The sequence below is a fragment of the Paludibacterium flexuosum genome, assembly GCF_037076605.1.
Lineage (GTDB): Bacteria > Pseudomonadota > Gammaproteobacteria > Burkholderiales > Chromobacteriaceae > Paludibacterium.
The window spans coordinates 1818001-1832598 of sequence record NZ_AP029060.1 but is presented as its reverse complement, the minus strand read 5'-3'; the positions used below and the strand labels follow the sequence as shown (position 1 = coordinate 1832598).

Genomic DNA, 14598 nt, shown 5'->3' with positions numbered 1-14598 from the left:
AATTTGACGGGCGCGCATCGGGTGCGCTGGGACATCGCTGGCAAAGTCCGCCGAGTTATCCTCGACTCGATGGAGAACAATAATGGCAATTTATGTCAATACCAACATTGCATCGCTGAATGCCCAGCGTAATCTTTCCGGATCAACTGAATCCCTGAAAACGTCGCTCCAGCGGCTGTCGTCCGGTCTGCGCATCAACAGCGCGGCGGATGATCCTGCCGGCATGGCTGTGTCGCAGTCCATGACGACACAGATCAACGGTAACGAGCAGGGTATTCGCAACGCAAGTGACGGTATCTCCCTGGCGCAAACCGCCGAAGGTGCACTGGGCCAGATCCAGAACAACCTGCAGACCATTCGCCAGATTGCCGTGCAGGCCGCCAACGGTACGATTTCCGATACCAACCGCTCGCAGCTGCAAAAGCAGGTCGACCAGCTGACGCAGGAAATCTCGCGTATCGTGCAAACCACCAACTTCAACGGCACCATGCTGCTGTCGGGTGGTAACTCTATTACTTTCCAGATCGGTGCTTCCGGCGTGGCTTCCAACCAGGTGGTGGCCAGCGGTCTGGATCTGACTTCCGGTATCAACAGCTACGCGACCTCGCTGACGGCGACGGGGACCATCGATATCACCACCACGGCCAAGGCCTCGGCGGTGCTGTCGGCGCTGGATGCCGACATCAACCTGATTTCGAATGACCGTTCGCAACTGGGTGCGGTACAAAACCGTTTCCAGGCGGTCATCGCCAATATGTCGAACTATGTGCAGAACCTGAAGGACTCCCGTTCGCGCATCATCGACACGGACTTTGCTTCTGAAACCGCCAACCTGACCCAGCAGCAGATCCTGCAGCAGGCCGGTACGGCCGTGCTGTCGCAGGCCAACCAGGTGCCCCAGGCGGCCCTGACCCTGCTCAAGGGTGGTTGATCGGGATTGAGCGGTGCAATTTAGCCACGATGCCTTGGGGCCTCGTGGCTATTTTTATATGCATGTTGTGGTGGTGGCGTCTAACGTTAAATAAATTCGCATGGCCTCTAAAGTTATGTCTCGCCCGGTCGATAAAGAGTGAGGCGGGCTGCCACTTCGGTGCGCCCATGGAGAAAATGCGGCTATCATACGGCTTGGATGTCATAATAGTACGCCTGGCACGCGCAAGCGGATGAACGGGCGAGGCCCTTGTAGTCGACCAAGGCAAGGCAATGCATGATGCCTGGCCTTTGTGGAGCGTAGACGAGAGCAAGTCTGCAGGTGCAGGCCCGTCTCTTGTAAGGAGGCCACCATGCAAGTGAATCCACTTTTGAGCAATCTGCCCCAGTCGGCGCAGACGGCGCAGCCCGTCCTTTCCCCTCAGTCCGGGAGTGGTGCACAGGCTGTTCAGGCACAAACCAGTGCCGCCGTGACGTCCGTTGGCCAGACGCAGACCGATGGTTCTCAGTCTCAGGCAGATGTGACCAAGAAAACCAAGATTGACGAGAAAGAGCTGAGTTCGGCGGTGAGCAAGCTGAATGATACGGCCAAACTTTTCAATACCCAGTTGCAATTTGCAGTGGACCCGGGTACTGGGCGCAGGGTCGTCAAAGTCACGGACAGTTCGACTAACGAAGTCATCCGCCAGATTCCGGCGGAAGATGTGTTGCGGCTTTCCAAGGCGATCGATGACTTCAAGGGTCTGCTGGTTAAAGACAGTGCCTGATTCGCCTTAGCGGTGTTTCGGGCCGGGAGTGACTCATGGCATCCATATCCTCATCGACCGGTCCGCTCGATGTGCAAGGTCTTGTTTCGCAACTGATGACCGTTGCCAAGCAGCCTTACAATCGGATGAATTCGCAGCTTTCGAGCACCAACAGCCAGATTTCCGATTATGGCGCGCTGAGCTCGGACCTGACCGCGCTGCAAGGGACATTGACCTCACTGTCCTCGGGGCAGTTCGTGCATTCGTTCAAGGCCACCAGCAGCAATACCACGGTCTTGAACGGCACGGCGACCTCGACGGCCAACCCGGGTAACTACAGTATTACGGTCAATTCCCTCGCGACCTCGCAAAACCTGGCCCTGACTGGCCAGGCCAGCTCCTCGACCAGCTTTGGCAACACGGCCGACACGCTCAAATTCAGCTTTGGCGACGGGACCTCGGCGTCGGTCAATGTCGATGCCAATGCCACGCTCGACCAGATCAGCAATGCCATTAATTCCGCGGGGATCGGGGTGAGTGCCAGCGTGGTGAAGGCAGACAATAGTGCCTCGCCCTATCGTCTGGTCCTGACCGGTACCACCGTCGGGGCGAGCAAATCATTCAGCACTTCGACCGCCTCCGGTCAGGCCGCCTTGTCGTTTTTCAACTTCAACGCCGCCAGTGCGGTAGATGGCACCGGTGCCATCACCGACAGCCGCCTGACATCAGCCGCCAAGGATGCCAGCCTGGTCGTCAATGGTCTGACCATGACCAGCAGCAGCAACACGGTGACCAATGCCATCAATGGTGTGACGCTGAACCTGACACAGAGCGGGTCGTCCATGCTGACTGTCGCCAGTGACAGTGCCGCCATTCAGGCCAAGGTGCAAAGCTTTGTCGACGCCTACAATAAAGTCGCCAACAATGCGTCGAACCTGTACAAGACCAGTCTGCAGGGCGACTTTACGCTGGTTTCGCTGCAATCGCAGTTTGCCAAGATCCTGAATACGCCGATTGCCGGCGCCGATGGCACCACCACCGTGGCCTACCTGGCCCAGGCGGGTATTTCGCTGCAGAAGGATGGCACGCTGAAGCTCGATGCCACGGCATTGAACACGGCGATTACCAATAACGCCAATGCGGTGGTCAATCTGTTCGGCAACGATAATAATGATGGTTTCGCACAGCGCTTCAACAATACCATCAACAATTATCTCGGTCCGACCGGGCTGGTGACGACGCGTACCACCACCCTCAACACCCAGGTCAAGACCATGAAGGACAAGATGTCGCAGGAGGCGAACCGGCTGGACGTGGTACAGGCAGGCTATCTGTCGCTGTATACCAAGCTGAACTCGTCCCTGATGCAGATGCAGCAGACCAGCACATCGCTGACCTCCATGCTGGCTTCGTTGAACGCCAATAAATAATCATTGTCGGGGGGGTGAGATGCCCCCCTTCCTCACGGGATACTCAGGCAGCCATGAAGAATACCCTTGCCATGCAGCAGTTGAAGAAGGCCTACCAGGATGATGCGCTGGAGGTCGCCGTGTATGGGGCAAGCCCGGTCGGTCTGATCGTGATGTTGTACGAGGGGGCCTTGCGGGCCATCGATCAGGCCAAGGTGCTGATGCAGCACCAGCGCTATGAAGAGAAGGGCAGGCTGATCAACAAGGCCATCGATATCATCGAAGGCCTGCGCATTGCACTCGATCATACGCACAATGCGTCGCTGTCGCTGAATCTGGAAGATCTGTACGTCTATGCCAAGTTCCGCCTTGGCGTGGCCAACATGAAGAACGATCCGGAGATTCTGGATGAGGTCGCCAAGCTGCTGAATGTCATTCTGCCCGCATGGCAGGAGCTGGCAAAAACCGGTGGGAACGTTGCTCCGGGCGCGGAAAGCCCCCGTTCTCAGACGGCGATTTGAGGGAACGGACAAGAGGTCGCCATGAATCTGGAGAGCCTGCGCGAAACGACGCGTCAGTTTGCCGAATATACCGAAGCCATGCTGGTGGCGGCCGAGCAGGGCCAGTGGGAGGATTTTCTGCTGGTGCACGAGGCGCGCGAGGCACAGATGGCGACCCTGCAGGCCGAGGCCGGCGATGCGCTGCTGACCCTGCTGCCTGACCTGCGTCCGGTGCTCGAGGCGGCGCTGTCGCTCAACCAGCGCATCGAGCTGCTCGCCAGCGCGCGCCGCGACGAGCTGGGTGAGGAGTTGTCGACGGTGCAACAGCAGCGTCGCCTGCGCATGACTTACCGCTGAGCTTGTCTGACGGTCTTTTCCTTGGGTTATTTTCAAGCGCCTCTTAGAATCAGAGAAAGACCGCCCCTGGAGTACGCCCATGTCCGCCTTTGCCTTGCTGGCCAGCAATACCATCATTTTCTGCGTGATTGTGGCCCTCGCCTGGTACTTTCACCGGCGCCTGCGCAAGGTGGAAACGGAAGAGGACAGGGTGACCGCCATGTACATTGAGCAATTGCAGCATCAGATCAGTGTGCAGCAGCGGGATTTGCTGCATCTTGCCGAGATGGTCGAACGGCAGCAGCACAAGCCGGCGCCCGATGTGCCGGCCGCCTCTCCCTACAAGCAGGCCATCGAGCTGATCCGCCAGGGCATGGGTGCGGCCGATGTCGCCCAGCGTTGCGGCATCTCCCGCAGCGAAGCCGAGTTGATTCTCTCCCTGTACCGCAATAACTCGACCTCATGATCCCATCCCTGCCGCCCAATCTGGTCAACCCGCTCACCTCCGGCCCCGGTGCCGGGACCGAGGCGGTATCGCCGCTGCGTTTGCTCAACGAGGGCGATCGTGCGCTGATCGACGCCACGGTTCTGCCAGGGCGCCTGCCCAATCTGGTGATCGGCGAGCAGGTCACGGCCCGGATTGCCGAACAGCTCAGCAATAATCAGGTTGCGGTGCTGATCAAGAATGCCCTGTTCACCCTGACCTTGCCCAATGGCATGCAGCCCAAGGGCGATACCCTGACGCTGCGGGTGGCCAACCTCAAGCCCAATCTGACCTTTTCCCTGCAGGGAGAGGGGCAGGAGGGCGAGGCCAAGGACAGTTCTGTCCAGGTGGATCTGAGTCCGGCTTCCCGTTACCTGACGCGTCTGCTTTCCTCCGCCAATCAGCAGGATGCGGCCGGTCCGGGCGCCGGCGGGGCCGGTGGTGCCAAAGAAACCGAGCAGGGCAATGCGGCCTCGGCCGCTGCCAGGGCGGCCGGCGATGCAGCGCTGCTGAAGGATTATGCCACGACCTCCTCCGGCTCAAATCCCTTGCTGAGTCTCAAGCCAGGGCAGGCCGGCGGGACCGTCGCACTGGACGCCCAGCAACAGCAGCCGGCACAGGTGGCCGATCACCTCAAGCAAGGGGTTGAGAAAAGCGGGTTGTTTTACGAGTCACATCTGAAGGCCTGGGATCAGGGCAAGTTGCCGCTGTCGCAACTGCAGCAGGAGCCTCAGGCCAAGCTGGGGCAGGCTCTGCAGGATCCGCAGCTGGCGCATGACAAGGCCTTGCCGGAACTGGGCAATCTGGTGCAGCGCCAGCTGAATGCCCTGGAAAGCCAGCAGGTCCCGTTGCAGGGATTTGCCTGGCCCGGTCAGCCGATGCAAATGTTGATTCAGCCCGAGCAGAAGGACGATCGCGAGGGGCATGGCGACAGCGAGGAGACGCATGCCTGGAGTACCCACATGTCGCTTAACTTGCCGGTGCTCGGAGGGCTGTCAGCCCGCGTCCGGCTGGTCGGCAATGCGGTGCAAATCGCTTTTGTTACCGAAGAGGCTTCAGCCGGCGGGCTGATCCAGAATCACAGCCAGAAATTGTCCGATGGCCTGGCGGCTGCCGGCCTCGATCTGGCCACCTTGTCAGTCAAGCATGAAGAAGCCAACCCAGAAAAATGATCCCCTGCGCCGCTCGGCGCTCGCCCTGTCCTATCAGGAGGGCACCCCGGCCCCGCGCGTGGTCGCCAAAGGCTATGGCCAGACGGCGGAGCGTATCATCGAAAGTGCCCGGCAGGCCGGCGTCTTCGTGCATGACTCCCCCGAATTGGTGTCCCTGCTGATGCAGGTCGATCTTGATCAGCAGATTCCGCCCGAACTCTATCGGGCGGTTGCCGAGGTTCTGGCCTTCGTTTACTACCTGGAGAAGCAGGCAGAGAAGCAGTCTTTCGAGTTGAATGCCTGGTTACCCTCGGTCAAGCAATCCATTCTGCCTTCCCCCTGATTCCGACTGGCCGGATGGTCGGAATTTCCTTATGCTTTGATAATTTCGTTTCTGAATGGGTCATCATCATGTTGAAAGTCGGTTATGTCGGGCTCGGCATCATGGGGCGTCCTTGCGCGCTGAACTTGCTGCGTGCGGGCTTTGAAGTACAGGTCTGGGCCAGACATCCGGAGCGTGCCCAGCCGGTACTGGATGCAGGCGCCATCTGGCGCGACAGTCTGCCCGAGCTGGCCGGCGCGGTGGATGTGCTGATTACCAATCTGTCGGATACGCCTGATGTCGAGCAGGTGCTGCTGGGGGCCGGCGGGGTCATCGAAGGGGCCAGGACCGGTCTGATTTGTGTCGATATGAGTACCATCTCCCCCTTTGGTGCACGTCGCATTGCCAGCCAGCTGGCCGAGCGTGGCATCGATTTTCTCGATTGCCCGGTATCGGGCGGGGAGGTTGGTGCCATCAACGGTACCCTGACGGTCATGGTCGGCGGCAAAGAAGCCGCGCTGGAACGCGTGCGCCCGGTTCTGGAGGCCATGGGCAAGACGATTACCCGCATCGGCGACGCCGGTGCCGGTCAGGTGGCCAAGGCCTGCAACCAGATCGCCGTCGGCGTGGGGGTCACCATGGTGGCCGAACTGATGAAACTGGCCACGGCCTGCGGGGTGGATCCGGTGCCGGTACGCCAGGCGCTGATGGGGGGCTTTGCCGCCAGTCGTGTGCTGGATGTGCATGGCCAGCGCATGATTGATGACAACTACGTCCCGGGCTTCAAGGCGAACCTGCATCTCAAGGATATGGGGATCGTGCTGGACTGCGCTCGTGAACTGGGCATTTCCCTGCCGCAATCGGAACGCGTCACCGCCATGATTCGTCAGCTGGTGGCTCAGGGGGATGGTGAGCTTGACTCCGCAGCCATCGCCCGCTTCATCTTGCAAGGCGAAGACGCTCGCCATGACTGAACTGCCGATTCCGCAGGAACCGCATCATCTTGCCCAGGTGCTGGCACTGACGAAATTCGGTCAGCAGTGCCAGCAGGATTTCGAGGCCGCCCGGCGCGAAGTTTGCCAGGCGTTTGGCCTGGCCGGCGATCAGACCGATGATCCGATCGTCTACGCCATGCTGTTGCTCAATGCACAGCGCCTGGAGGAGGCGCGTCAGTTGCTGCTTGAGCAGGCGCTGGCGACACCGGAGAAATTCCCGTCGATCTATGCCTTGCTGGCCTGCGTTTTCAAGTATTTCAATGCCGGCATGACGATTGATCAGCTGGCCGGCTTTGCCATCGAGCCGATGCTGCAGCTCTATCAGGCCAATCCGGCCTCACCCACCATACAGCTCGGCCTGCTGGACATGTTGCTGTATCTGGGGCTGCCCGACGAGTGTAGTCAGGTACTGGCGCAGTCCGATGCGGTGATGTTTGCCCAGGAGGCGGCCGAGCTGGCGGCGCTGCGCGACAGGATTGCCGGGCAGCAGGATCGCTGTCGTCTGTCGGTCGTCATGCTGACCTGCCGCCGTCCGGCCTTGCTGCGTCACACCCTGCAGATCCTGCAGCAGGCGCTGCAGGAGACGGATGTCGAAATCATTGTCGGCATCAACGACGACCTGCCGGAGACGCGCGCCGTGCTGCAGCAGGCCGGTATCGAGCACACCATCGAGAGTCCGGGCAATATCGGCTGGGAGCTCTACAAGCAGGTCTTTGCCGAAGCGCGCGGCGAATTCATCATCGAGCTCGATGATGACATCGCCGAGCTCCCTGCCGGTTTTGACCAGCAGATCATCGCCTGCCTGCAACAACGCGCGGATCTGGGCCTGGTCGGCCACTGGCCCGTCGGCTTTGTTGACGCGCAGGATGGCCGGGCGATCGAACCGGCACCTTCCTACCATGTCCGTGAAGAAGTTGCCGGCTTGCCGTTTGGCATCGGCCCGGTCGCCGGGGTCTGCGCCGGCATGCGCCGGCGCGACTTCCTGGCCATCAACGGCTTTGCCCGTGCCAGCCTGGGCCGGATGTCGGGAGAAGAGCCGCAACTGATCCGCAAACTGGCACTGCACGGCAAGTATTCCGGGGTCATCTTCGATCAGGGCTTGCGGGTCTATCAGGACCACTGAGACGGCAGCCCCTCGCCGAGTTGAAACATTTCTTGCAAAAACAGTCGTGGTTGAACCAAATTTTACGCATTCATCATTAATCATTGCTGCAAAATGAAAATGGGAATGGTATAAAATAGAGGTTCAACCCGCCTGCATGCGGGAAAAAGCGAGGGGGCGTCCGGAAATGAACGTATCGCTGACCAAGGCTGTACTGCAAAGATTGCCTGATCTGAGTGTGCATGTGCTGGTGGCCAGGGCCATCCGCCTGGATGTGCTGCAATATTTTCAGGTCATCCCTCCCGTGCTGGATCCCGATGCCGTCGAAAACCTGCTGGTACAGTGGCGTGCGCAATGGCGTGATTTCCCCGGCCCGTGGCAGGGGCAGGGCGCACTGGCGCAACTGGTACGCATGGTGATGAATCAGCAATTCCAGAGCACACTGCCCATGGTCGACATGGCCAACTATGCCGCCTTGCTGGCGCTGTGCCCGGTCAGTGGCTTTGACATGGCCGCCTTGCACGGCAGCCTGACACTCGAGCTGGCGCAAAGCGCGGATGAAGCCTGCCAGCCGGCCCTTTTCCCCGGGGAGCCCGTCTGGCGCGATGGCCGTCAACAGCTTGTCACGCGCCGTCTCAATGCCTGGCAGTCACCCGAGCATCAGTTGTCCGAACACAGTGCCGACATTGTTTTCATCAGCGAACAGCCCCACCGGGCCATGCCGGCGCCTGGCAGGGCCTTCCATTACCTGCAGGCGACCCTGACGCCGTTATGCGACAGTCTGCAGTACACCGTGCTGGATGCACGCCAGCTCGAACTGGCGTGCTGATCGGCCAAGTCAATTCACCTTTACTGAAACCTTTCGCGTTTTTGGGACTCTGATCCACTTCACCGGGACGTCACATGGCACCTCCCGGTCTCTTCCATTTCACGAAGGTATCGCCACCAGCATGTTCAAGAATGATCGCCAATGCGGCTGTATGCTCGCCGTTCTGCTTTGTCTGCCCCTGAGCGCACGCGCGCAGGAAGGCGCTGTCACGCCCGATCCGGCCTCCGCCCAGACGGACAGTTGGTGGCAGCAGGCACGGGACACCGTCAGCACCACCTGGAACGAGGGACAGAACGAACTCTATGTCCCCTTGCATACCTGGCATAACCGGCGGATGTACACCCCGGAAAAGATCGCGGAATACAACGAAAACCCCTGGGGACTCGGGGTGGGGAAATACCGCTACGACGAACAGGGTAACTGGCATGCCCTGTATGCGATGGCCTTTCTCGACTCGCACAACAAGATCGAGCCGATCGCCGGATATGGTTACGAAAAGATCTGGCGGCCCGGCGAGAACTGGCGGCTGGGTGCCGGCTTTACTGTCGGCATGACCGCACGGCAAGACTATAACTACTATCCCATTCCGGTGGTGCTGCCCATGGTCTCCATCGAGTACAAGCGCTTTGCCTTGCAGTCCGCCTATGTGCCGGGCGGCAAGGGCTATGGCAACGTCCTGTTTACCTGGGCGCGCTGGCAGTTCTGACCGGTCCGGGAGGGGCGGCGGGCAAGAAGTTTCCCTGCAGGTCTGGCATCGTCTATCTTGAACTGATGCAGGCGGATCGCTACGGTGTGCCGGGGCGGTCACGCGGATAACTATGCTCGGGGGAATACCATGCTCAGCCACCTTTCACTGCGCCTGCGTGTCAGCATCACCGCGGTGGCCTGTCTGTTTGCCGGTCTGACGGTCGTCGCCGGCGTGATTGCCTGGCAAAGTCGCAGCAGTGTCCGTGCCGAAGCGATGGAAAATGCCCGCACTCTGGCGCGGGCACAGGCTGCTGAAGTGACGGCCATGTTCAATACCACCCTGGCCGATGTGCATAGTCTGCGGGATGCGCTGGTCGGCATGAAGGCAGCGGGACAGGGGCCGAGCCGCGAACAGATCAATGCCATCATGGCGGAGATGCTGCGTCAGAACCCCGATGTCCTCGCTTTCAGCAATATGTGGGAGCCGAATGCCCTGGATGGCCGGGATGCCGAGTACGTCAACAAGAAGCCTGAGCATGACAAAACCGGTCGTTTCCTGCCCTACTGGAACCGTGGTAGCGGCCAGATTGCCGTCGAGCCGCTGGTCGATTATGACAAGGCCGGGCTGAACGACTGGTACGAGATTCCGCGGCAGACCATGAAGGACTCGATGATCGAGCCCTATCTCTACAAGGTCAACGGCAAGGATGTGCTGATGACCTCGCTGATGACGCCGATGATCGTCAACAACCGTTTCCTCGGCGTGACGGGCGCGGATTATCCGCTGGCCTCGCTGCAGGAGAAGCTCGGCAAGCTGCATCCTTTTGGCGAGGGGCAGGTGGTGCTTTACTCCAATGGTGCCCTGTACGCCACCAGTCCGGATGCCTCTCTGCTGGGCAAGGCGGCCAAGACCCTGCCCGCCGAGGCCGTGCAGGCCATCAAGGCAGGTCAGCCCTATGAATTCGAGTCGGACGGGGTCGCTTATCTGTTCGCGCCATTCTCCATTGGCAATGGCGGGACGCCCTGGTCGCTCAGTGTCAGCTTCCCGATGTCGGCAGTCATGGGACCCGCCAATCAGGTGGTGATGAGTGCCATTGTGGTCTCGCTGGTGATTCTGCTGCTGGTCGCCGTACTGTTGGTGTCGCTGATCAGCCGTGCCACCCGGCCTCTGATGACGCTCAATCAGGCCATGAGTCAGTTTGCCAACGGCTCCGGCGATCTGACTCAGCGTCTGGAGGTCAGGGGATGGGACGAGATTGGCCGGATCGCGGCCTCGTTCAATGCCTTTGCCGATCTGATTCAGGGGCTGATCACGGATATTCGCCAGCGGGCGCGTACGGTCGAGCAGGAGGGAACGCGCCTGGGAGAAGTGGCCGAGTCTGTCGAGCATGGCTCGCAAAAACAGAGCCAGGGTTCACGTTCTGCCTCCGAGGCGATCAAGGCGCTGACCGAAAGCATTGGCCTGGTGGCCAATAGTGCCAGGGAGGTCGACCAGGCGGCGCAGGATACCGATGAGTTGTCGCGTGATGCCGCCGAGCGCATGCGCGTCAACGCGGCCCTGATTGCCGGCATCGACCAGTCGATGCAGGACGTGAAGGATCGGGTGGTCAAGCTCAATGACAGCGCCCGCGAGATCAACTCGATTGCCGATGTGATCAAGGAAATTGCGGCGCAGACCAATCTGCTGGCCTTGAATGCGGCCATCGAGGCCGCACGTGCCGGCGAGCAGGGGCGCGGTTTTGCCGTGGTGGCCGATGAAGTGCGCAAACTGGCCGAGCGCACCACGCAGGCAACCTTGCAGATTGCCGACATGCTGGCTGGCGTGCAGGGCGATACCGAAAGTGCGGTGCGTGGGGTGGATGAGGCGAATGACCGTGTCGATCAGAGCGTCGCGGGGTCGCGCGAGGTCGCGGATGCCGTCGAGGCGATCCAGCAGCACATCCGCATCGTGGCCAGCCAGATTGCCGAAATCGCCCGGGCAACCTCGGATCAGTCTCACTCCAGCCGGGAAATTGCCCGTCATGTGGAAAATATCTCGACCACCGCCGAGGAAAACGAGTCCGCGGTCAGCGAGTCGCATCAACTGGCTCAGCGGGTGCGCAACGAGGCGCGCGAACTGCTGGGGCAGGTTGATCGCTACAGGGTTTGAGGCGACTGCCTCGCAAGCAAGAACGGGGTCAGGTCTTTCATTTTGCATCAGGACGCAAAATGAAAGACCTGACCCCGTTCGCGTTCGACAGGGTGTAACGGCTTACTCGATGTTTTGAATCTGCTCGCGCATTTGTTCAATGAGCACCTTCAGCTCGACCGAAGCCTGCGTGGTTTCAGCCGACACCGACTTGGAGCCCAGGGTATTGGCTTCGCGGTTCAGCTCCTGCATCAGGAAGTCCAGGCGCTTGCCGGCCTGGCCGTCCGCCTTGAGAATGCGGCGTACTTCGGTCAGGTGAGTGGTCAGGCGCGACAGTTCTTCATCGACATCGATTTTCTGGGCAAACAGGGCGAACTCCTGCTTGATCCGGTCATCGTCGATATTGCCCAGCGCCTCACGCAGTCTGCCCGACAGCTTGGCCATATAGGCATCGAGAATCTGCGGCAGCTTGGGTTTGACCGCCGCGACAATGCTCTCCATGCCGGCCACACGCTCAAGCAGCAGCGTCCTGAGTTTGTCGCCTTCGCGTTCACGCGAGGCATTGAAGTCCGCCAGGACGGCGGCCAGGCCTTCCAGACACAGCTGCTGCAGTACCTCCGGCGCCAACTGGTTGGATTTCAGCACGCCAGGCCAGCGCATCATCTCGCCAACGGACAGGCCCTTGCTTTCCTGAGCCAGGGCGCGGACTTCGCCTGCAACGTTCAGCAGGGTCTGCAGGTATTCTGTGTTGATTTCCAGCATCGGTGCGGTGCTGTCGAGCTGGTTGAGGCCGACACGGCATTCCAGCTTGCCGCGCGATACCTTGCCGGAAATCAGTTCGCGCATCTGTGGTTCGATGATGCGCAGCTCTTCCGGCAGACGCATCTGAATGTCGAGGTAGCGATGGTTGACCGCGCGCAGTTCGAGGGTCAGCATTCCACCGGGGAATTCCCGGTTGGTCGAGGCAAAGCCTGTCATACTCAAAATCATTTCGGGCTCCCGTTCAGGGGTTGGACTAAGAATCAGGTCAGGCCCGAATGGCTTGAGTAACAGGAAGCAATCCGGGCTTGAGCACTATAGCAAGCCCCCGTACCCGACTCAATCCGCTTGCAGCGTGCCAGCGGTATAATCCATTTCATTTTTTGATAGAGATACACCATGAAGAGATCTGCCGACCGTTCCGCGGCCACCTTGCGTCCGGTGCGCCTGACCCGCCATTTCACCCGCCATGCGGAAGGCTCGGTGCTGGTCGAGTTTGGGGATACCCGGGTGATCTGTACCGCCAGTGTCGAGGAGGGGGTACCCGGTTTTCTCAAGGGTAAGGGGCAGGGCTGGGTGACGGCGGAATATGGCATGTTGCCGCGCTCGACCGGCAGCCGCATGCGGCGCGAAGCCGCGGCGGGCAAGCAGTCTGGGCGTACACAGGAAATTCAGCGTCTGATCGGTCGCTCGCTGCGGGCCGTCATCGATCAGGGCAAGTTGGGCGAGCGCCAGATCGTGATCGATTGCGACGTGATCCAGGCCGATGGCGGGACGCGTACCGCGAGCATTACCGGTGCCTACGTGGCCCTGGCGGATGCCGTTGCCGGTCTGCTGCGCGACGGTAAGTTGCAGGAAAACCCTTTGCGTGACCATGTGGCAGCGGTGTCGGTGGGCATTGTCGACGGACAGGCCTTGCTGGATCTGGATTACGTCGAAGATTCAGGCTGCGAAACGGACATGAATGTGGTGATGACCGGCAGTGGCCGTTTCATTGAAGTGCAGGGCACGGCAGAAGGCGAGCCCTTCAGCCGGGCGGAAATGGATCAGTTGCTGGATCTGGCAGGGCAGGGGATCGCCGAACTGATCGCTCTGCAAAAGCAGGCTCTGGCTCAAGCGTAAGACCGAAACAACACGGGCGCCGCGGCGCCCGTGATTCATTTCTTCTGGATGAAGCGCTGCAGCGAGTTGTAGAACACCGGCGCGGTCAGCGACATATTGTCTGCACGGTAGCGATCGCTGGCATTGGGGGCCGAGCTCTGGATGGCGATGACCACGGTCTTGCCATCAATGGTTGCCAGCATGGGCGAGCCACTGTCCCCCGGCAGGGTGTCACAGCGGTGTCCCAGGCGGCCGTCGCGATGCAGGTCGGTGGCCAGGCAGCTCTTGTGCGCCATCATCACCCCCTGGGTATCTTCCGGATAGCCGACATGCACCATGCGCTTGTTGATTTTGGCCAGCGCCTTGCTCAGATCGGCGCGGGAGCCGCCGAAGACCGGCAGGTAGCCATAGGTGTTGCCCAGCGGTTCCGCCAGGCGGACAAAGGCATAGTCATAGCGCGCCACACTTTCCGGCACATATACGCCATCGCGCTTGTGGATCAGGCCGCGCAGCAGTTGCCGGTTGACCATGACCTTGGTGATGGCGACTCGCTTGGCGTACTGCTCACCCTTCAGACCGATGGTAAAGTCCTGCGCCGGATCGAGTTGACCGCGCGCGCTGACGAAGCAGTGGCCTGCCGTCAGTGCGACGTCGGGAGCGACCAGTGTCGCGGTACACTGCAACCCGCCCATGGTCTGCAGGCGACCGATGGTCTGCCAGGGCATGCCCGAAGGGCCGACGGCGACACGATCGTCCTTGCCGAAAAACAGGGTGAGCTGTTCGCGAGTGAGTTTATGGGCGGCGACAGGCAGGCTGCTTGTCATTGCCGCCAATGCCAGACCCAGTAAACGCAATTTCATGCAGAACTCCGAAACAGGTAAGCATGGCGGTCGCCATGCGCAGCAATCTTATTTGGCGGCGGATGCCGTCGGATGGATCCTGGCGGGTTTGGCCGCCGGCGGACTCTTGACGGCACGATGCTTGGCCGTGGTGCGGTGAATCGGTACCGGTGCAGAGGTCTCGTCAGCCATGACCGACAAGGACAGGGCAGCCAACATGATGGTCGCCGTCAGGACGTGTCTTTTTTTCATCGGGCAGAATCCTCTCGTGAAGGACTGC

At 60.4% G+C, this 14598-nt stretch carries 17 protein-coding genes; 14 read left to right on the top strand and 3 right to left on the bottom strand.

The features are described from left to right. Positions 1 to 82 precede the first annotated feature (82 nt). From AACH39_RS08680 to AACH39_RS08620, 13 genes are all read left to right on the top strand, one after another. On the top strand, positions 83 to 931 hold the full coding sequence (locus AACH39_RS08680; protein ID WP_215780855.1) for a flagellin: 849 nt from the start codon (positions 83 to 85) through the stop codon (positions 929 to 931). Positions 932 to 1283: 352 nt separating this feature from the next. Then, entirely contained in the window at positions 1284 to 1697 is a 414-nt protein-coding gene (locus tag AACH39_RS08675) for a flagellar protein FlaG (RefSeq protein ID WP_338619610.1), read from the top strand. 35 nt (positions 1698 to 1732) lie between these two features. Next, entirely contained in the window at positions 1733 to 3106 is a 1374-nt protein-coding gene (gene fliD / locus AACH39_RS08670; RefSeq protein WP_338619607.1) for a flagellar filament capping protein FliD, read from the top strand. A 53-nt stretch (positions 3107 to 3159) separates the two neighbouring features. Further along, positions 3160 to 3606 carry a flagellar export chaperone FliS gene (gene fliS / locus AACH39_RS08665; RefSeq protein ID WP_215780863.1) on the top strand — a complete coding sequence of 149 codons (447 nt, stop codon included), beginning with the start codon at positions 3160 to 3162 and terminating at the stop codon, positions 3604 to 3606. Between the two features lie 21 nt (positions 3607 to 3627). After that, positions 3628 to 3942, top strand: a complete 315-nt coding sequence (locus AACH39_RS08660) for a flagellar protein FliT (protein WP_215780866.1) — start codon at positions 3628 to 3630, stop codon at positions 3940 to 3942. 79 nt (positions 3943 to 4021) lie between these two features. Then, positions 4022 to 4387 (top strand): DUF2802 domain-containing protein, encoded by a 366-nt coding sequence (locus AACH39_RS08655; protein ID WP_215780869.1) that lies wholly within the window; start codon positions 4022 to 4024, stop codon positions 4385 to 4387. After that, entirely contained in the window at positions 4384 to 5577 is a 1194-nt protein-coding gene (locus tag AACH39_RS08650; RefSeq protein WP_215780871.1) for a flagellar hook-length control protein FliK, read from the top strand. Before AACH39_RS08655 ends, AACH39_RS08650 begins: the two co-directional genes overlap by 4 nt. Further along, on the top strand, positions 5552 to 5899 hold the full coding sequence (locus AACH39_RS08645) for an EscU/YscU/HrcU family type III secretion system export apparatus switch protein (RefSeq protein ID WP_215780873.1): 348 nt from the start codon (positions 5552 to 5554) through the stop codon (positions 5897 to 5899). Before AACH39_RS08650 ends, AACH39_RS08645 begins: the two co-directional genes overlap by 26 nt. 68 nt (positions 5900 to 5967) lie before the next feature. After that, entirely contained in the window at positions 5968 to 6852 is an 885-nt protein-coding gene (locus AACH39_RS08640) for an NAD(P)-dependent oxidoreductase (RefSeq protein ID WP_252346161.1), read from the top strand. Next, positions 6845 to 7996, top strand: a complete 1152-nt coding sequence (locus tag AACH39_RS08635) for a glycosyltransferase (RefSeq protein ID WP_215780876.1) — start codon at positions 6845 to 6847, stop codon at positions 7994 to 7996. Before AACH39_RS08640 ends, AACH39_RS08635 begins: the two co-directional genes overlap by 8 nt. Positions 7997 to 8162: 166 nt before the next feature. After that, entirely contained in the window at positions 8163 to 8804 is a 642-nt protein-coding gene (locus AACH39_RS08630; protein ID WP_338619598.1) for a hypothetical protein, read from the top strand. A 151-nt stretch (positions 8805 to 8955) separates the two neighbouring features. After that, positions 8956 to 9510, top strand: coding sequence for a lipid IV(A) palmitoyltransferase PagP (pagP, locus tag AACH39_RS08625; RefSeq protein ID WP_252346162.1), 555 nt, complete (start codon positions 8956 to 8958; stop codon positions 9508 to 9510). A 129-nt stretch (positions 9511 to 9639) separates the two neighbouring features. Further along, positions 9640 to 11640 carry a methyl-accepting chemotaxis protein gene (locus AACH39_RS08620; RefSeq protein ID WP_338619593.1) on the top strand — a complete coding sequence of 667 codons (2001 nt, stop codon included), beginning with the start codon at positions 9640 to 9642 and terminating at the stop codon, positions 11638 to 11640. A gap of 102 nt (positions 11641 to 11742) precedes the next feature. Here the strand turns inward: AACH39_RS08620 and AACH39_RS08615 are convergent, their stop codons facing one another. After that, positions 11743 to 12609 (bottom strand): YicC/YloC family endoribonuclease, encoded by an 867-nt coding sequence (locus AACH39_RS08615; RefSeq protein WP_338619591.1) that lies wholly within the window; start codon positions 12607 to 12609, stop codon positions 11743 to 11745. A 168-nt stretch (positions 12610 to 12777) separates the two neighbouring features. Between AACH39_RS08615 and rph the strand changes: the two genes are divergently transcribed. Next, a complete protein-coding gene (rph, locus tag AACH39_RS08610) occupies positions 12778 to 13500 on the top strand; it encodes a ribonuclease PH (RefSeq protein ID WP_338619589.1) in 723 nt (240 codons plus the stop codon). Positions 13501 to 13535: 35 nt separating this feature from the next. Here the strand turns inward: rph and AACH39_RS08605 are convergent, their stop codons facing one another. Next, positions 13536 to 14339, bottom strand: coding sequence for a trypsin-like peptidase domain-containing protein (locus AACH39_RS08605; protein WP_215780889.1), 804 nt, complete (start codon positions 14337 to 14339; stop codon positions 13536 to 13538). Between the two features lie 48 nt (positions 14340 to 14387). Further along, on the bottom strand, positions 14388 to 14570 hold the full coding sequence (locus AACH39_RS08600; protein WP_215780892.1) for a hypothetical protein: 183 nt from the start codon (positions 14568 to 14570) through the stop codon (positions 14388 to 14390). Positions 14571 to 14598: the final 28 nt, after the last annotated feature.